This window comes from Actinoplanes sp. NPDC026619, assembly GCF_040638295.1.
GTDB lineage: Bacteria > Actinomycetota > Actinomycetes > Mycobacteriales > Micromonosporaceae > Actinoplanes.
Genome location: NZ_JBEZYA010000014.1, coordinates 247,194 through 264,635, shown reverse-complemented (window position 1 = coordinate 264,635; position 17,442 = coordinate 247,194). Strand labels below are relative to the sequence as shown.

Sequence of the window (17,442 nt, the reverse complement as noted above, 5' to 3'; positions counted from 1 at the left end):
GCTGCGCTTCAGTGCAGTGTGGGTGCCGTGCCCCGGATCTTCGTCTCCCATGCCGGCCGCGACCGGGCGTGGGCGGAGTGGGCGCGCTGGCACTTGGAGGCGGCCGGCTTCGAAACGGAGCTGGACAGCGTCGACTGGTCCCCGGGCGACAACTTCATGGAGGCCATGCACCGGGCTCTGAACCGCGACAACCCGATGCTGATCCTGCTGTCGTCTGCCTACCTCGAGCTGGATCGCTATACGGCCGACGAGTGGACGGCCCGGCTGGCCCAGCGCCGGAAGGACTCGAACGCGAAGCTGATTCCGTTCCGGATCGATGATGTTGATCTTCATGAGGGGCTGTGGGCGCCGATCTTCGTGCCCGACCTGTTCGGCCTGTCGTCGGAGCGGGCGGTCGAGATCATGTTGGACGGCGTCCAGAAGGTGGCAAGATCGCCGGCTGCCGCCCCGGTTGCCGCCGGAGCGCCGCCATATCCGGTCGCGGCGGGGTCGCTGCCCTATCCGGGCGCCCCGGCGCCGGCGGTGGCTACTGATCCGCGGCCGCCCGGCTCATTGCCGGCCGTGTGGAACCTGGCTCGGCGGAATCCGGCCTTCACCGGCCGGGTGAGCATGCTGAACCGGCTCCACGACACGTTGGGCGATGATCGGCGGGCGGCGATCCAGGCGCTCTACGGACTGGGCGGGGTCGGCAAGACGCAGTTGGCGCTGGAATATGCTCACCGGTTCGCCGGTGAATACGACCTGGTCTGGTGGGTTCCGTCCGAGCAGCCGGAGCTGATCGGTGATCATCTCGCCACCCTCGCCGCCGATATGGGGCTGGTCCCGGTGGGATCCGCGACACCGAATGCCGTGAAGCAGCTGCACAGCCGTCTGCGTGGAAGCGCGCGGTGGTTGTTGATCTTCGACAATGCGGAGAAGCGCGAGGACCTCGCTCCGTGGCTGCCGGACGGCCGCGGTCATTTGATCATCACCAGCCGCAGCCCGGCCTGGGCCGGTGTGGCGGAGCCGCTCGATGTGGATGTGTTCAGCCGTGCCGAGTCGGTCGCGCTTCTGCGCATCCGGCTGCCTCACCTGGCGGATGCGGATGCGGTACGGCTGGCCGAGGCCCTCGGGGACCTGCCGCTGGCGATCGGGCAGGCGGCGGATCTGCTCGCCGAGACCCGGATCAGTGTCGACCATTACCTCGCCGAACTCGGGGAGCACGCGGCCGAACTGCTGCGGGATGGGCAGCCTCCGGCCGGGTACCCGACGTCGTTGGGCGCCGCGGTCACGTTTGCCGCCGGCCGCCTCGCCGGCGACGATCCGGTAGCCGCACAATTGCTGGCCTTGTGCGCGCGCCTGGGCGCGGGACCGATTCCGGCGGATCTGTTCACCGCGCATCCGGAGCTGTTACCGCAGCCCCTGGCCGGGGTCGCCGGGCGTCCAGTGGCGCTGGCCCGGACGGTCGCTCAGCTCGGTCGTTACGGGCTGGCCCGGGTCACCGAAGGCGGGCCGTCACTGCATCGCTTGACCCAGGCAATCCTCCGGGACGCCGATCCCGATGCGGCCGGCCATCAGCGCACGGTCGAACAGCTTCTGGTTGCCGCGGAGCCCGACGACGGCACGTCACCGATCTGGTGGTCACGATGGGGAAAGCTGCTGCCTCACATATTGGCGTGCGACCCGACCACCACCGAGAACTCCCACCTGCGCTCGACCACTATTTACGCGGTATGGCATCTGATCGCGCGTGGCGACGCCCGGGCCGCGCTGCCCCTGGCCGAGCAACTGCACGCCGCCTGGACCCGCAGGCTGGGCTCCGACGACCCGATCATTTACGACATCTCCAATGCCCTCGCCTACGCATACAGCCAGCTCGGCCACTACCAGCAGGCCCGCCGCATCGACGAGGACACCCTGACCCGGCGCCGGCGGGTGCGTGGTGACGACGACCCGATGACCCTTATATCGGCCAATGATCTGGCTAACGATCTGCGCATGCTGGGGGAGGTCGAGCGGGCGCGGGAGCTGCACGAGGACACCTTGGCGCGCCGGCGGCGGGTGCTGGGTGATGAACATCCCGCCACCCTCAGTTCGGCCAACCAGCTTGCTATCGATCTGCGCATGCTGGGGGAGTACGAGCGGGCGCGAGAGCTGGGCGAGGACACCTTGTCCCGTAGGCGGCGGGTGCTGGGTGACGATGATCCCCACACCCTCGTCTCGGTCAACAACCTGGCCATCGACCTGCGCCTGCTGGGCGAGGTCGAGCGGGCGCGGGAGCTGCACGAGGACACCTTGGCGCGCAGGCGGCGGGTGCTGGGTGACGAGCACCCGCACACCCTCAGCTCGGCTTGGAGCCTCGCCGTCGACCTGCGCCTGTTAGGGGAGGTCGAGCGGGCGCGGGAGTTGCATGAGGACACTCTGGTCCGCCGGCGGCGGGTACTGGGCGATGACCACCCCGACACCCTCAACTCGGTCGACCACCTCGCCGAGATCTTTGATGAGGTCGGCGAACACGCTGAGGCTGAGCGGCTCCGGCGGGAGTTCGGCTAGGCCTCTGATGGCGCGGCGCGGGCCTCTCGGCGTTTTTGCCACCACGAGATGGACTGGTTGACGACCAGGATCAGGATCACCGCCGCGACCACGCCCTCCCATGGCTTCGGGAAGATGGAGCCGCCGGCCACGCCGACGGCCGCGTAGACCGTCGCCCACAGGCCGCAGGCCGGCAGGTTGGCCATCACGAAGGTGCGCCAGGACAGGCCCAGGAAGGCGGCCGCCAGCAGCACCGGCACCCGGCCGCCCGGGATCAGGCGGGAGACCAGCAGGACCGGGACCGGGTTTTTCTCCAGGCGGGTCTTCACCGAGGCCAAATGTTCCTCGTCGCGCAGCCAGCGGAGGCGGCGGGCGAGTTTTTCGCCGCCGAGGCGGCACATCGCGTACATGACCAGGTCGCCCAGGTAGGCGCCGGCGGCGCCGAAGGCGATCACCAGCAGGATGGTCAGCGGGTGGTGCTCGTGGAAGGCCAGGGTTGCGGCGCCGCTCACGGCGGCGCCGGTCGGCACGATCGGGATGATGGCGCCGAAGCAGACCACCGCGAACAACCAGGCCAGTGCGCCGAGGTAGCCGATCACTCGCCGCGCCCCACGGTCAGGGTCTCGCCCTGGGCCAGCACTCGCACATGCACGTCAGGGGTCTGCTCGGCCGCCAGCGAAGCGAAGCGGGGGCCGGGCTCGTGGAACATGTGCGCGCGGACCCGGCCCAGGCCGATCGGCCACAGCGTGCCGTAGTGCACCGGCACCGCCCAGCCGGCTTTCACCCGGCGGATCGCCTCGACCGCGTCGGCGGCGTCGAGGTGGCCGTGCGAGCCGAGGGTCGGGCCCCACCCGCCGACCGGGATCAGGGCCACGTCGATCGGGCCGATCGAGGTCATCTCGTCGAACAGGCCGGTGTCGCCGGCGTGCCAGGTGCGCATCGAGCCCTCGACGACGAAGCCGATCGCGAGGGCGCGTTCGCGTGACCACGGGCCGCGGCCGCCGTCGTGGGCGGCCGGCACCGCGCGCACCCGCACCGCGCCGACCGTGGTGTCCTCGCCGGGGGCCAGCTCGATGCAGCGGCGGGCGAACGCCGGGCCCATCGTCTTGGCGACGAAGGCGGCGGCGCCGCGCGGGACGATCAGGGGTGGCGAGCCGGGAAGGGCGCGCAACGAGGCCAGGTGGAAGTGGTCGGCGTGCAGGTGGGAGAGGAGCACGGCGTCGGGCGGGGCGGGCAGGCGCGGGATCGGGCCGGCCATCCGGCGCAGGTGGGCGACGCGGCCGCTGAGGACCGGGTCGGTGAGCAGGGTGGTGCCGGAGTCGGCGAGCCACACGGTGCTGTGCCCCCACCAGGTGACCGACGTCGTGCTCACGCGTTCACCGTACAGAGGCGTTTCAGCGCGCGGCCGCACAGCCGGGCGTAGATGTGCTGGAAACCGACCGCGACCGGGCCGGCGAGCTTCATCGGCAGACGGGCCGGCCGGCTGTACGCGACCACCGAGAACCAGACGCGACCGGCATCATCCAGCTCCACGAAGAACGCTTCCTCACCCGAGGCTTGGTGGCCGGGCAATGTCCCGTACCCCCAGCCGGTCCTTTTGGATGATTTTTCGGTCCAAATCACCTCGCAGGGTACGCGGAGCGGGCCGGCGCCGACCGTCAGCCGCACGCCGGGAGCGGCCGACGGCGCGGAAGCGACGATGCGCGCGCCCGTCGCCCGGTGCATCCGGAAGGACAGAACATGCGCACCGGCCCGCTCATATAGATCGGCGCCGGTGCCGAGGGGCATGCGGAAGAGCAGGTGCCGGAAGCCGGGCGGGAAGACGCCGGTCTCGGTGCCACCAACGGGGGAGTACGTCACATCACTCACCCCTGCATGATTCCCGAGTCGCCGCCGACTCAAGCTTCCGGCACACTGTCGGCGTGACTGGTCCTCGCAGCGCGGTCGTGGTCAATCCGACGAAGGTTCCCGATCTCGACCAACTTCGCCGCCTCATCGAGCAGGGCCTGTCGGAAAAAGGCTGGCCGACCCCCAAGTGGTACGAGACGACCGCCGAAGATCCTGGCCGCGGCCAGACGAAGAAGGCGATCGGTGAGGGCGCCGAGCTGATCTTCGCCTGTGGTGGCGACGGCACGGTGATGGCCGTGGTGACCGCGCTGGCCGGCTCCGATGTAGCGATGGCGGTGCTGCCGGCCGGCACCGGCAACCTGCTCGCCGCCAACCTCGGCCTGGCCGGCGACATGGCCACCGGGGTGCAGGTGGCGCTGGACGGTGGCCGCCGCCGCATCGACGTCGGGGTGGTCGGCGAGCACTGTTTCGCGGTCATGGCCGGCATGGGCTTCGACGCGCAGATGCTGGCCGGCACGTCGGAGAAGGCGAAGAAGCGGATCGGCTGGCTGGCGTACGTCATCGGCGGTTTCCGGCATCTGCGCGACCGGCCGATGCGGGCCCGGATCGTGCTGGACGGCGAGCGTTCGCTGCCGCGCCGGCCGCGCTCGGTCATCGTCGGCAACGTCGGCCGGCTGCAGGGCGGGGTGCGGCTGCTGCAACGCGCCGACCCGGCCGACGGCAAGCTCGACGTGGCCATCCTCAGCCCGAACAATCTCGGTCACTGGGCCAGCCTGGCCTGGGCGGTGCTGCGCCGCCGCGACCGGGTGCCGCTGATGGAGACGTTCACCGCCGAGCGGATCGAGATCTACACCAAGCGCACCGAACCCCGGCAGCTCGACGGCGATCTCATCGAGCCCGGGCGCAGCTTGAAGATCAACATCAAGCCCCGGGCGCTCCTGCTCTGCGTGCCCCTTCCGGACAGCGATCCCGATTTGGCGTACGACGTGACGGCCGCGGCCCGGCAAGCCGAAAGCCTCCGCGAGAAGACCAAGTGAGCTCGACGGAGCCGGTTCCGGAAACCCGGGACATGAGCGGTGACGAGCTCTCCGCCGACGACGCGTGGCTGGCTCTGCGCCGCTACGGCCGCTGGCCGCTCGTCCGTGACGCGTTCATCCGGTTCCGCTACGGCGACGGCTTCAGCCACGCTCGCGCGTTCGGGTTCCAGCTCTGCCTCGCCGCCGTCCCGTTCATGATCGCCGTGGTCGGGCTGGCGGCCGACCTCGGCGCGGAGACGCCGGGTCAGGTCGTGGCCGACACGATCGCCTCGATCACCCCCGGCCAGAGCGAGTCGATCGTGCGCGAGCTGCTCTCCGACACCGAGCGCAGCCGCGACGCCGGCGAGGTCGCCCTGTTCCTCGGTCTGCTCACCGGCCTGGTCGCGCTGACCACCGCGATGGCCCAGATCGAACGGGGCGCCAACCGGATCTACGGGGTCGAGCGCGACCGCCCGGCCCTCGCCAAATACCTGCGCGCCGCGATCCTCGCCCTGCTGGCCGGCCTGCCGGCGCTGCTCGGCTTCGTGCTGCTGGTGGCCGGCCGCCCGTTCGGTGAGTCGGCCGAACGGCATTGGGGCTGGGGCGGCCACATACGGGTGGCGTGGGACGTGGTGCGCTGGCCGGTCAGCCTCGTCCTGATCGTGATCGCGGTCGGCCTGCTCTTCCGGCACGCCCCGCGCCGCCACCAGCCGGGTCTGTCCTGGCTGCTGTTCGGTGCGGTGGTGTCGACCGTCCTGTGGTGGGTGGTCAGCCTGCTCCTGGCCGGTTACGTGCGGCTCAGCGGTGGCTTCGGCGCGACCTACGGCCCGCTCACCGGCGTGATGGCCCTGCTGCTGTGGGCCAACCTGACCGGCATCGCGCTCTTCCTCGGCGTGGCGTTCGCCGCCCAGCTCGAGGCCCAGCGGGTGGGCGTGCGCCGGCCGGCCAAACAGGACAGCTGGAAGCCCGGTCTGACCGGCGAGATCCCTCGCGCGCGCGGCCGTGGGTCCAGGGCGAAGAACCGCTCCGTGTAGCGGCCCGCAGTGGCGGGTACCCCCTGCCCCATGACCGACGACGACAACCGGGTGGTGGAACGGGCCGGCTGGGCGCCGATCCGGCACTTCGCCGAGCGCAGCGTCCTCGGCCTGCTCGCCGTGGTGGCGGCCGGCCTCGGCTTCGGCCTGCTGCTGTTGCTGGTGCGCTCGCAGTGGACGCCGATGCTGCGGCTCGACCAATCGATCGCCGACCGGCTGAACGGTCTGGTCGCGCCGCGTCCGTGGGCGGTCGCGGCGCTCAAGGGCGTATCGACGGCGGGCGGCCCGAGCTGGCTGACCCCGCTGGTCGTCGTGGTGTCCGTGCTGCTGCTGATCCGCCGCCTGCCCCGTCTCGCGATCTATCTCGCGGTCACCGGGCTTGGTGCGGCGCTGCTCGACTCGTCGCTCAAGGCCCTGGTCGGGCGGGTGCGGCCGGTGGTGGCCGACCCGATCGCCTACGGCCACGGCAACAGCTTCCCGAGCGGGCACACGCTCGGCTCGACCGTCGTCTACGGCAGCCTCACCCTGGTGCTCCTGTCACTCGCGGCCGGCCGCTGGAAGAAGGCGCTGATCGGGATCGCGGCGGTGCTCATCGTGGCGATCGGGCTCAGTCGCATCGCGCTCGGCGTGCACTTCCTCTCCGACGTACTCGGTGGGTGGTTGCTCGGTCTGGCCTGGATCAGCATCACCGCGTACGCCTTCCGGGTCTGGCGCCGCGAAGCGGGTCATGAAACGCCGCCGCTGGCGGAGGGTCTCGAACCGGAAGCCGCCGGTGACCTCGCCCCCGCCCCGGCCGAAGGGCCGCTGCTGCCGCACCCGTGGGCCAAGGGCGCCGAGATCCTGGTCGGCTGGGTGCTCACGTTCGGCCTGCTCTGGGCGTTCGGCACGCTCGTCACCAACTGGAACCCGCCGTTCGACGACGGGGTGCCCCGCTGGCTGCAGACCTTCCGGACGGCCGATCTCGATCACTGGAGCTGGGTCTGGAGCAAGGCCGGGGACACCCACGCGATCCTGCTGATCTCGCTCGTCTTCTGCCCGATCGCGCTGGCGCTCTGGCGGCAGTGGCGGCCGGTGCTGTTCCTGGTGCTCGCCATGTTCGGTGAGCTCACCCTGTTCCTGACCGCCGCGGCGGCGGTCGGCCGGCCGCGGCCGGGCGTCGAGCACCTGGACGGCACGCTGCCCACCTCGTCGTTCCCGTCCGGGCACATCGCGGCGACCATGTGCCTGTGGGCCACGATTGCGATCGTGGTGCTGGCCCGGGTCCACCAGTGGTGGCGCTGGGTGTTCGTCGGCCTCGCGGTGATCATGCCGATCGGGGTGGCGGTGTCGCGGATGTACCGCGGCATGCACCACCCGACCGACGTGCTCGGCGCGGCCCTGCTGACCGCCTGCTGGCTGACCGTGCTGTGGTTCACGGTCCGCCCGAACGCGCACGCCGAGACCTCCGCCGAGGCCCGCGACGAGGCCCGCGCCCTGGTCGTCACGGCATGACCGTGCGCCTGCTCACTTGGAACATTCGCACCGGTGGCGGGAAGCGGCTGCCCGCCATCGAGGCGGTGCTGCGGCGCGAGCAGCCCGACCTGGTCTGCCTGCAGGAACTGCGCGGCTTCGACCAGGGCCGGATCGATCGGCTCGCCCGCGAGCTCGGCCTCCAAGGTCACCTCGCGCGGTCGGTGTTCGGGCAGCCGGTCGCGGTCCTGGCCCGCGGCATCTCCCGGCGGCGGTCGGTGACCTCGCGGCTGCACCACGCCGCCGCGGCCGTCACCACCGGCGACCTCACGCTGGTCAGCACGCATCTCAACCCGTTCTCGCCGGAGCGGCGGCGGCGCGAGGCGACCTGGCTGGCGGCCCGGTTCCACGCGGCGAGCCGGCTGGTGCTGCTGGCCGGTGACCTCAACGGTCTCCACCCGGGCGAGGAGCACACGCTGGCGGGCCTCGACCCGCGTTATCACCGGCGGCACCTGGCCGCGGACGGCACGGTGGACACCCGGGGGCTGGCCGCGTTCGAGCGGGGCGGGCTGAGCGACCTGTGGCCCGGGACCGGCGACGGGCACACGGTGCCGACCACCCAGGGTGGGGGCGCCGAGTTCGGCGCGATGCGCCTCGACTACGTCCTCGGCAACCCCGCGGCGGCCGGTCTGGTGCGGGAGATGCGGGTCCTGCGCGGCGGCGAGACGGAGTACGCGTCGGACCACTACCCGCTGCTGGCCGAGCTCGACCTATAGCGCGACCACGCGGTCCCGGCCGGAGCGCTTCGCCGCGTACAGATTGCGGTCGGCCTGCGAGAGCAGGGCCGCCACGGTGGTCCGGCCGTCCACGCTGGTCGCCACGCCGATGCTGGTGGTCACCGGCATCGCCCCGGTGATCGGCTGCCAGCCGTGCGTGCGGATGCGCAGGCGCAGCAGCTCACACCGCTTCTGCGCCTCGGCGCCGTCGACGCCCGGGAAGATCAGCAGGAACTCCTCGCCGCCCATCCGGGCCGCGATCGCCGGCCCGGCGGCGGCCTCCTTCAGCAGCGTGCCGATGTGCTGCAGGACGGCGTCGCCGGTGGCGTGCGACAACGTGTCGTTGATCCGCTTGAAGTGGTCGAGGTCGGCGATCGCCACCGAGACCGGCTCGCGCCGGGCCGCCGCCTCGGTCAGCACGGCGGGCAGCCGCTCGTTGACGTACCGGCGGTTGTGCAGGCCGGTCAGCGCGTCCCGGTGGGCCATCTCGCGGAAGTGCTCGCTGGCCCGGCGGGCCTCGTTCGCCTCGAAGACCGCCTGCAACGCGCGGGCGCGGGCCTCCCGCTGGGTGGAGTGCAGCGCGGTGGAATCGGTGTGGAAGAGCAGATGCTCCTCGTACGCCTGCCGGTAGTCGCCGCGCGCCGCATGCAGCGCCGACTGCTCCTGCCGCACCCGGGCGCGCAGACCGCCCAGCCCGTTCGCGTCGCACTCGGCGATCGCCCCGTTCAGCGCGTCCTGCGCCTCGGCGAAACGACCGGCCAGCCGGCGGGCCTCGGCCAGGGTCAGCATGCACTCGCCGACCGCGTCACCCTCGTTGACCGGGATGCTGCCGTCGAGCACACCGGCCAGCTTGTCCTCGACCGACTCGTAGCGACCACTCATCAACTCGACCCGGGCCACCGTGTCCAGCTCGTTGCCGGCGAGCGGCCGGCCGCAGCGGACCGACGCCACCTCCATCGCGCGGGCCAGGGCGCGGGCGGCCGGCTCGTCGCCGTTCTCGTACGCCGTGTAGGTCATGTTGTTGAGCACCACCACGGCGAGCTGATGGTCGCCGATCTCCTCGGCGATCCGCAGCGCCTCCGTGGCCCGGCGGTGGCCCTCCTCGAGGGAGCGGTTGTCGTCGAGCGCCACCGCGAGGGTCATCAGATGCCGGGCCCGGATGCCCGGCGGCACGTCGTCGGTCAGGTTCGCCAGGCACTGCACGCCGTGGGTGAGCGCGTCCGAGAAGTCACCCACCAGCCGATAGAAGATCGACAGCTCGCGGTGCGCGCGGGCCAGCACGTACGGGCTGTCGTGCAACTCGGCCCAGGCCTGTGCCTGATGGGCGACCCGGCCGCCCTCGCCGACCCGGCCCTCGCGCAGCAGCACGTCGGCGCGCAGCACCGCGGCTCGCTGCGCGGTCTCCTCGTCGCCGGCCTCGCGGGCCGCGTTCTCCACCTCGGCGGCCGGCACCCGCACACTGCGGAACTCGGTGACGCCGCGCAGCTCCAGCTCGGTCAGGGTGGTCGCAAACGCCGCACGGACGTCGTCACGCGTCGCCGCCTTCGTCGTCACGTTGTCTGCTTCCTGCCGGGGGATGCCGTGACTACCCATGGTGCTGGGCCACAGGAGCAGACCCGGAGTCATCCGGTTGCCGGCCGGTTGCAGTCAGCCTGCCCTCGGCACGACCGTGTCGCTGGCCCAGATCGGGTTGCCGTGGCCGTCGTATCGGACCAGGTTGCCGGCGCGTTCCGGTCCACGGTGCCGTAGTGGCACTCCGAGTCGACCGGGTCGGCGCACCCGTCCTGATGCTGGTAGAGGAAGAGCGGCCCGAGATAGGGACGCTCCCGCCAGAGGTGCACGCCCTCGACGTCGAAGTCGCGGATGCTGTCCAGCGACGGATGCGCGGCTCCCAGGTACGAGGCGGTGGGGTAACCCCACTCCGTTCCCCAGATCTTCTTGTCCGCGTCGCCGTTGTCGACCAGCACCGCCCGTAGCGCCCCCAGTTGCCCGCACTGCTGCTGGTACGGCCGGCCGGCCAGATAATCCGCGCCGAAGAGCACCAGACTGGGCCGGCCGCAGTAGTTATCGGCCGGGACCGGGCATTCCTTGCGGGTCCCGATCGGGTAGGGGTGAGTGGCGACCGCGTCGAAGTCGTCGCCACAGCCGTGCCGGTAGGCCCAGTCCAGCCAGGCCGCGGGGGAGTTCGGGTTGGGTTGCCCGCTCGCCACCGGCGGATTGCCGCCCTCCGGCCCGCCCGCCACCACCAGGCACGATCCGCATGCCGACGTGATCGTGGTGTGGCTGAGCCGCACCAGATCCCAGTAGCGCTGCCTGCGCTCCTCGTCGGTGTTGCTGCCGTAGTTGCCGAAGTGGAGGTCGTTCGGCTCGTTCCAGATCTCGTACACCTGCACCCGGCCGGCGTACCGCCGGGTCATCGCGTCGACGAACGCGGCCCATCCGGAGTCGTACTCCGGCAGCGGGAGCCACTTGTCGTCATGGGTCGCGTCGTGTCCGTTGGACCACGGTGGCGCGTACGCGATCAGCACCAGGATCTGCTGGCCGGCGGCGGTCGCCCGGTCGATGGCCGCGTCCGGTTTCGACCAGTCGTACGCCCAGTCGGGCCGGTCCTGCACGGCCCACCAGGCGATCTCGATCCGCGTGACTGTATCGATGGTCAGCGGCTGGTGCAGACCGGCGCCGACGCGGCGATGCGGTCGGTCGCGTAGGCCACCGCGACGGTGAAGCAGTAGTTTTGCGTCGGGTTCAGGCCGTAGACCATGTAATCCGACGTGCCCGCCGGGAGTTGCTGGAAGGCGCGCACCGGCTGCCCGGCCCGGCCGCCGGAGACCAGCACCGGGCCCTCGGCGTTCTTCGGGTAACTCCAGGTCAGGGCGACGCTGTCGCGGTTGTCGGTCAGCTTCACGCCGGTCGGCGCGCCGGGGTCGCCGACCGGGGCCGCGGTCGCCGGGCCGCCCGAGGCGGTGGTCGTGGTCACGGCCGACGGCAGGGTGGCGGCCGGGGCCGCGGTGGTCGGTTGCGGGCTGACCGCGCTGTTCGCGTCGGGCAGGGTCAGTGCGACGATCGCGATCGCCACCGCGATGCCCGCGATCAGCACGGCCACCAGCAGGAACGGCTGCCGGCGGCGCTCGGTCACCGGCCGCTCGGTGCGCACCGGGAGAAGCCGCTCCGAGTTCGGCGGGGTCTCCAGGGTGCTGGCCGGCGCGCTGCCGATCGGCTGCCGGCGCCCGTCGGGGCCGTAGTCGGGGGCGCGATGGCCGGGCAACGGCGGCGGGGTGTCGGCGCGCTCGTGCCGGCCGGCCAGGTCTTCCGGCGCCTGGTGCACGTCGGCGAGGTAGAGCGGTTGCTGGTAGACGGTGCCGTTCGGGTCGGTGGGCCGGTTGTCGGGCGGCGGCCGCAGCGGGTCGTGATCGGGCGGGAAGCCCTCGCCGCCCGGGTCGGGCACGCTCGGCCGGCGCGGGAACGGCACCTGGCGGATCGTCGGCGGATCCTGTGGGCCGCTGGACTGCTCGACCCGCCCACACACGTGCCGGCCGGTCGACGACCCCGCGGCCAGCGACGCCACCTGCCGGACCAGCGGATGATCGGCCGGAAGGTAACGTGCGCACAGCTCCTGGGCCAGCGCCAGGTGCTCACGGGACTCGGCGTCGCGGGCACACTCGCGCTCCATCGCGCCCAGCCGGGCCAGCATCTTGATGCCCGCCGGGGCGGCGTCGCCGTGCAGCTCACGGTGCCGGGACCAGGCGTCGGTCAGTCGCCGGCGGGCCTGCTGGCACTGGCCGGCCGCGTGCTCGGCGGTGGCCAGGTCGGCCTCGGCGGCCAGCACCCGCGGCGAGTCGGCGCCCTCCCGCGCGGTCAGCTCCTCGACCAGCTCCTGGTAGACCTGCGCGGCCTTGCCGTAGTGACCGACCCGTTGCAGCACCGCCGCGTGGGTCGCGGCCGCGCTCATCGTGCGGTCGTCGTGCGGCCCGTGCAGGCGCTCCTCGGCCTCGTGCGCGTAGGCCGCCCACTGCCGGGCGCCGTGCGGGTCGCCGAGCGCGATCAGGATGCGGGCGTGCAGCGCGGCGGCCACCGCCAGCTCGGCGTCGGCCTGCTGCGGGTCGGCCGCGTCGGCCGGATCGAGCGCGGAGGCCAGCACCCGTTGGGCACCGACGAGGTCGCCCGCGGACGTCAATGTCTGCGCGCGCTGCGTGAGGTCGGCAATCGGGGCCGATGGCATGTGTCCCATAGTGCTCGTCTGAACACCCTAGGTACAACCCTGACCGTCGCGCAGCCCATTCTGGACGATTAACCGACAATGTAGAGCGTGACTGCGACGGTGAAGCGAGAACTGCTGGTCCGGCATCTGGAAGCGTGGGCGCCGGCTGCCCTGCACCGCGGCCGGCGGGTGGTCTACACGCACGGCTTCGCCGATGCGGACGGCGGGGAGTCGGCCGAGGCGGCGGCGCGGGTGCTGGTCGACCAGACCGATTTTGTACGCGGTCGCGAGCTGTCCATGCTGCTGGTGGGGGAGCAGGTCGAACCGGTTCGGGAACGGGTGGCCGCCGTGGTCGGCGACGCCGCCCTGGTCGTGCACGCGGTGTCCGGCGGAACCGACGCGCGGCTCGCGGTTGCTCTGAAGGCGGGCGGTGCTCATCGCGTACCGCTGCTGGGATTTTTGGATGCGAGCGCGAGTGAGCCGCCGGCCGTGCCCACCGTGGCCGCGCTGACCGCGGGGAAGCCCGCGGAGGTCCTGCTGGTGCTGCCGCCCGGAGTGTCGCCGGCGCCCTATCGCGAGGGATGGCCGCTCTCCACGTCGGTCGAGCTGGCGACGGGGGAGGATCCCGGCGAGTTGCTGGTTTTCGGCACTACCTCCGGCAAAAGCCTCGAAAGCTTCAAGGAGGCACTGTGGGCGGTCGACGAGTTCGCCGGTGTGCGCTACCGCGACCCCGGTGATCCGGACCGGCACCTGATCGACATCTCGCTCTCGCCGCATCCCGGGCCGTTGCGGCGCGAGCTGCTCGCCCACCTGTCCCGGGTGGGCTCGGCGACGGTGACGGAGCTGCGGACCTTCGCTCTGACGTCCACCATCTACCGGGCGGCCGACGTCACCCGGGTGCTGCATACGTTGATCGACTCGGACGCCGTCACCCGCCAGCCACCGGCGGGGCGGCTGGGCGGGGACGTGGTGATCGCGCTCGGCTAGTTCTTGTCCTGCTTCCAGGACAGCGGCCCGGGCAGGTCAACGCGGTGTGCGCGGGTCTTGGAGTTCCAGGACCAGCGGCCGATCTTGAAGCTCCAGGACGAGAAGCCGTTCTGGGTGAAGTTCAGGATCAGCGGCCCGAACTTCTTGCGGCTACGGAAGAGGACGGCCATCGCTAGTCACTCCCTGCGTTACGGGGTTAGGTGACCTGCCGATGCCCGATTTTCCGATTTTGCAAACTAGCGGGGCTGCCACGCGTCCGGGCGGGTCGTGAGTTTCCGGACGTGGGCCGGCATCCGGCCGCTGATCAGCTCGGCCAGGCTCACCTCGTCGACCACCTCGCGGACCGCGGCACGCACCGCGACCCACAGGTTCGGAAGGTTTTCCGCGGAGCCGGTGTAGCGAGTCTCTTCTGGACGGAGGCCCCGGACGCCGGCCAGCGGTCCATCGACGGCTCGCAATATCAGGCCGATTGTTACGTCGCGCGGAGGCTGTGACAGCGTGTAGCCACCCTCGGCGCCTCGCTGGGCCCGGACCACACCCGCGCGGCGTAGATCGGCAAGCACCGCCTCGAGGAACTTCCGGGGCATGTCCTGGTCCTGAGCGATCGCCTGGGCCGACATCAGGGACGGGTAGGCCTGCGCCAAACTGAGAGCGGCGCGGACCGCGTAATCACCACGCGCGGAGATCTGCACCCACCCATCATGCCCCCTCATTGTCAACGAGCCGCACATACCCCATGGATAAATGGGAATTACGCTCAGTCAGGGGGACGTCGCTGCTCCGGGATTCCGGTGTGGTGGTTCGCGCCGGCCTCGCCGCGGAACTGGCCCGGGCTCATCCCGACCTCGCGGTGGAAGAACCGGCCGAAGTTCGTCGGCTCCGGGAACCCGAGGTCGCGGCCCACCTCGGCCACCGACATCGGGGTGCAGGCGAGCAGCCGGCGCGCCTCCAGCGCGACCCGGTCGTCGACCACCTGCTTCGCGGTGCGGCCGGTCACCGCGAGGCTCGCCCGGGTGAGGGTGCGCACCGAGCAGCCCATCTCCTCGGCGTAGTCCTCGACCCGGCGGCTGCGCGGATGACCCGATTCGAGCCGGCGTCGAAACCGGGCGAACGTTCGTGCCTCGGCGCCGTGCACGGCGACCGGGCGGGTCAGCAGGGCGATGCGCAACAGCAGCACGGTCAGCTGATGGCGCAGCAGGTCGGCGGCGAGCGGGCCGGCCCGGTGCCGCTCGCAGTCCACCGCCAGCTGAGCGAACTCGCTGATCACCGCGTCCTCGTCCTCGCCGGCCAGCTGCCAGAGGCTCGGGGATTCCGGTTGGTCGGGCCAGTGGTCGCCGGCCAGCCGGCTGTCGAACGTGACGACCGAGGCGGCCAGGCCGTTCGAGCCGAGGCGCAGCGCCTGCCCCGGGCGGACCCAGAGCAGGGTGCCCGGCCGGCAGATCTGGGCCGAAAAATCGATCTCCATGGTGCCGTGCCCGGCCGTCGCCAGCAGCAATGCGTGGAACGGCGGGCGCCATGGCGGTATCGGCTGGATCTCGCGGAGAACGCAGGTGCCCACGCCTGCCCACCCCGGCGGGGAGAGTGGCGCCGCGTGCGTTCTAGTTGAGGTCATCGCGCCGACGGTAACTGTCGATGACCAACGATGCACGTGCTAAAAGGCTGGTTGACGGGAATCTGCTCGATAACCCGGACGATTGTCCCTTTCTCGGGCTTTTTGTCCGGGTTGCTATTCAAGGCCGGGCAGAAAAGAACGACCCGCGCGGATCGGCAGAGTCCGCGCGGGTCGTTTATCTACTTGCGCTCTATCTACCCGCGTTACCTTCCGGCGAGCAGGCGGTTGACCGCGGCGTCCACATCCAGATGCTCGGATTCCCGGCCGCGCGGCACCACGACATAGGTGCGACGGAGGAATCGGACGAGGACACTACGGGGCACTTCGAACAGCGCGTTGCCGTCCGGAGACGACAGCGCCAGGGCGACGAAATCCCCCCGCGGCGTGGCCCAGGGCCACACCCTTACATCGCCGATACCCGCGGGCTCATCAAGCCCGGTCACGAGCAGTTCACGCGCGAAGGACCAGCTCACGGCTTCCCCACCGGCTGATTCCGCGTGGAACAACACATGGACCGCATACGGGTCCGCTGGGTCGTAACGGAGACTGGCGCGCACGGGCAGAGCCGTGGCGTCAGGCGCTACGAGCCGCAGCGAGGTCTCGACCTCGACGGTCGTTGGACGAATGGTACTCATGGACGAACTCCCCCCGGCACCGCTGCGAGGCTGGTGAACCCCGCGTTTCCCATACTCAGGTGATCCCTGTCATTACGCTCCGCCATACGCTGATCTCACCCAGTAGTGGGAAGACGGTTCCGAAAACCCTTTCGCACAAGACGTAAAGCGATATCTTGTACTGTTCTGCCCCAAGTACTCGGTTCCGCCCGGCGTCGGGTGGTCCAGCAGTTGACTTACTCCGGTAACGTCCATTCCTCCCGGGTAGTGACGGGGACCCGGGACACTGGGGGATGAAATGAGCACGAAAGCGGACGAAGATCGGGCGCGGATGGGCGTTTTGGACAGGATCCGGGCGAACCCGACCGGCCGTCTCGCCCTCAAGATCGGAATTGGCGTTCTGGGCGCCCTCGTGGTTGCCCTCGGCATAGTGTTGATCCCGTTCCCCGGCCCTGGCTGGGCGATCGTGATTCTCGGCCTGGCCATCTGGGCCCTCGAGTTCGCCTGGGCCAAACGTCTGCTCGAGTTCACCAAGCGCCATGTAAAGGCGTGGACGAGCTGGATCGGCCGGCAGAGCCTGCCCATGCGCGCGGTGATCGGCGTGGTCGGCATGATCTTCGTGGCCGCCATCGTCTGGGTCTCGGTGAAGGTCAGCTTCGGCGTCGACCTGATCCAAGAAGCACGCGACTGGCTGAGCTGACCCCGGATTCGCCTCGCGGTAGCGCCGTCTAGTACAGTCTGTCTGCAGTTGAGGGCGATTAGCTCAGCGGGAGAGCGCTCCGTTCACACCGGAGAGGTCACTGGTTCGATCCCAGTATCGCCCACCCTATTTATTCCGGGGCCGAGCCCCGGAGGCCCCACGTTGCGATGGCCGCTCCCTCGGGGGCGGTCATTGTCTTTGGTGGGTTGCGGTGGTTATGCGTGGCCCCGTTTGGTGGGTTTGTTCATGGCCGTGCCTGGAGATCTTTGGTAGCCGGATAGCCGGCACCGCGCCTCGCGCTGTTTGGCTGGGCGGTCGGCCGGGGGAGTGACCAGGGCCCGGGCCATTTACGACGTGGTGGACGGCCCGGTTGAGGTGTCAGCTCTTGGCGCCGTAGTTCATGGTGTCGGGGTTGGCGCCGGTGCGTCCCTTGTCGCCGCGGTCGAGGGCGGTGATGCTGCCCATCGCAGCGCCGTCGAGTTCGAAGTCGAAGATCTCGAAGTTCTCGCGGACCCGCTCGGGCGTCTTCGACTTCGGGAAGATGATGTCGCCGCGCTGGATGTGCCGGCGTAGGACGACCTGCGCCGGGCTCTTGCCCAGATCGGTCGCCAGGATCCGGGAACGATTCTTGTGTTTCGGCATTGTTTCTGCCATCGTTCAGCATCAATGGGAGCGCTCCCAGGCCGGTCCTCCACGA

Annotated in this window: 18 protein-coding genes and 1 tRNA gene; 8 read left to right on the top strand and 11 right to left on the bottom strand. The window is 70.7% G+C overall.

From position 1 onward, the window contains the following. Positions 1 to 27 precede the first annotated feature (27 nt). Positions 28 to 2,532, top strand: coding sequence for an FxSxx-COOH system tetratricopeptide repeat protein (fxsT, locus tag AB0E90_RS28960; protein WP_360412443.1), 2,505 nt, complete (start codon positions 28 to 30; stop codon positions 2,530 to 2,532). Here the strand turns inward: fxsT and AB0E90_RS28955 are convergent. From AB0E90_RS28955 to AB0E90_RS28945, 3 genes are read right to left on the bottom strand one after another with little or no spacing between them, the layout of a single operon-like run. Further along, on the bottom strand, positions 2,529 to 3,110 hold the full coding sequence (locus AB0E90_RS28955) for a DedA family protein (RefSeq protein WP_360412440.1): 582 nt from the start codon (positions 3,108 to 3,110) through the stop codon (positions 2,529 to 2,531). The genes fxsT and AB0E90_RS28955 overlap by 4 nt on opposite strands. Next, positions 3,107 to 3,883 (bottom strand): MBL fold metallo-hydrolase, encoded by a 777-nt coding sequence (locus AB0E90_RS28950; protein WP_360412437.1) that lies wholly within the window; start codon positions 3,881 to 3,883, stop codon positions 3,107 to 3,109. The genes AB0E90_RS28955 and AB0E90_RS28950 overlap by 4 nt, the downstream gene beginning before the upstream one ends. Next, complete coding sequence (locus AB0E90_RS28945; protein ID WP_360412434.1) at positions 3,880 to 4,380, bottom strand: DUF1990 domain-containing protein; 501 nt, start codon at positions 4,378 to 4,380, stop codon at positions 3,880 to 3,882. The genes AB0E90_RS28950 and AB0E90_RS28945 overlap by 4 nt, the downstream gene beginning before the upstream one ends. A 53-nt stretch (positions 4,381 to 4,433) precedes the next feature. Between AB0E90_RS28945 and AB0E90_RS28940 the strand changes: the two genes are divergently transcribed. The 4 genes from AB0E90_RS28940 to AB0E90_RS28925 are packed head-to-tail and all read left to right on the top strand — an operon-like array spanning position 4,434 to position 8,634. Continuing rightward, the gene (locus tag AB0E90_RS28940; protein ID WP_360412431.1) at positions 4,434 to 5,396 is read left to right on the top strand and encodes a diacylglycerol kinase family protein; all 963 of its coding nucleotides are present in this window, start codon (positions 4,434 to 4,436) and stop codon (positions 5,394 to 5,396) included. After that, a complete protein-coding gene (locus AB0E90_RS28935; RefSeq protein WP_360412428.1) occupies positions 5,393 to 6,409 on the top strand; it encodes a YihY/virulence factor BrkB family protein in 1,017 nt (338 codons plus the stop codon). The genes AB0E90_RS28940 and AB0E90_RS28935 overlap by 4 nt, the downstream gene beginning before the upstream one ends. Before the next feature lie 30 nt (positions 6,410 to 6,439). After that, positions 6,440 to 7,900, top strand: a complete 1,461-nt coding sequence (locus AB0E90_RS28930; protein WP_360412425.1) for a phosphatase PAP2 family protein — start codon at positions 6,440 to 6,442, stop codon at positions 7,898 to 7,900. Beyond that, positions 7,897 to 8,634, top strand: a complete 738-nt coding sequence (locus tag AB0E90_RS28925; protein WP_360412422.1) for an endonuclease/exonuclease/phosphatase family protein — start codon at positions 7,897 to 7,899, stop codon at positions 8,632 to 8,634. The genes AB0E90_RS28930 and AB0E90_RS28925 overlap by 4 nt, the downstream gene beginning before the upstream one ends. On the opposite strand, the gene AB0E90_RS28920 is transcribed toward AB0E90_RS28925, so the two are convergent. The 3 genes from AB0E90_RS28920 to AB0E90_RS28910 all read right to left on the bottom strand — a co-directional run bounded on the left by AB0E90_RS28920 (position 8,629) and on the right by AB0E90_RS28910 (position 12,853). After that, positions 8,629 to 10,188, bottom strand: coding sequence for a GGDEF domain-containing protein (locus tag AB0E90_RS28920; protein WP_360412419.1), 1,560 nt, complete (start codon positions 10,186 to 10,188; stop codon positions 8,629 to 8,631). The two genes, AB0E90_RS28925 and AB0E90_RS28920, sit on opposite strands and share 6 nt — an antisense overlap. A gap of 68 nt (positions 10,189 to 10,256) precedes the next feature. Further along, on the bottom strand, positions 10,257 to 11,249 hold the full coding sequence (locus tag AB0E90_RS28915; protein WP_360412416.1) for a hypothetical protein: 993 nt from the start codon (positions 11,247 to 11,249) through the stop codon (positions 10,257 to 10,259). 41 nt (positions 11,250 to 11,290) lie between these two features. Beyond that, complete coding sequence (locus AB0E90_RS28910) at positions 11,291 to 12,853, bottom strand: fibronectin type III domain-containing protein (RefSeq protein WP_360412413.1); 1,563 nt, start codon at positions 12,851 to 12,853, stop codon at positions 11,291 to 11,293. A gap of 87 nt (positions 12,854 to 12,940) precedes the next feature. Here AB0E90_RS28910 and AB0E90_RS28905 point away from each other — a divergent pair, with 87 nt between their 5' ends. Continuing rightward, a complete protein-coding gene (locus AB0E90_RS28905) occupies positions 12,941 to 13,819 on the top strand; it encodes a hypothetical protein (RefSeq protein ID WP_360412410.1) in 879 nt (292 codons plus the stop codon). Here the strand turns inward: AB0E90_RS28905 and AB0E90_RS28900 are convergent. From AB0E90_RS28900 to AB0E90_RS28885, 4 genes are all read right to left on the bottom strand, one after another. Beyond that, entirely contained in the window at positions 13,816 to 13,989 is a 174-nt protein-coding gene (locus AB0E90_RS28900) for a DUF4236 domain-containing protein (RefSeq protein ID WP_360412407.1), read from the bottom strand. The two genes, AB0E90_RS28905 and AB0E90_RS28900, sit on opposite strands and share 4 nt — an antisense overlap. Positions 13,990 to 14,055: 66 nt before the next feature. Next, positions 14,056 to 14,511 (bottom strand): Rrf2 family transcriptional regulator, encoded by a 456-nt coding sequence (locus AB0E90_RS28895; protein ID WP_360412404.1) that lies wholly within the window; start codon positions 14,509 to 14,511, stop codon positions 14,056 to 14,058. Positions 14,512 to 14,576: 65 nt separating this feature from the next. Further along, positions 14,577 to 15,431: a helix-turn-helix transcriptional regulator gene (locus AB0E90_RS28890; RefSeq protein WP_360412401.1), complete on the bottom strand. Its 855-nt coding sequence runs from the start codon at positions 15,429 to 15,431 to the stop codon at positions 14,577 to 14,579. Positions 15,432 to 15,634: 203 nt separating this feature from the next. Continuing rightward, on the bottom strand, positions 15,635 to 16,066 hold the full coding sequence (locus AB0E90_RS28885; RefSeq protein WP_020514863.1) for an SsgA family sporulation/cell division regulator: 432 nt from the start codon (positions 16,064 to 16,066) through the stop codon (positions 15,635 to 15,637). Between the two features lie 277 nt (positions 16,067 to 16,343). Here AB0E90_RS28885 and AB0E90_RS28880 point away from each other — a divergent pair, with 277 nt between their 5' ends. Both AB0E90_RS28880 and AB0E90_RS28875 read left to right on the top strand, forming a co-directional pair. Next, positions 16,344 to 16,745 (top strand): TIGR02611 family protein, encoded by a 402-nt coding sequence (locus AB0E90_RS28880; protein ID WP_360412398.1) that lies wholly within the window; start codon positions 16,344 to 16,346, stop codon positions 16,743 to 16,745. Between the two features lie 52 nt (positions 16,746 to 16,797). Continuing rightward, positions 16,798 to 16,869, top strand: a tRNA-Val gene (locus tag AB0E90_RS28875). A gap of 254 nt (positions 16,870 to 17,123) precedes the next feature. On the opposite strand, the gene AB0E90_RS28870 is transcribed toward AB0E90_RS28875, so the two are convergent. Next, complete coding sequence (locus AB0E90_RS28870) at positions 17,124 to 17,387, bottom strand: aldo/keto reductase (protein WP_360412395.1); 264 nt, start codon at positions 17,385 to 17,387, stop codon at positions 17,124 to 17,126. Between the last annotated feature and the right edge of the window lie 55 nt (positions 17,388 to 17,442).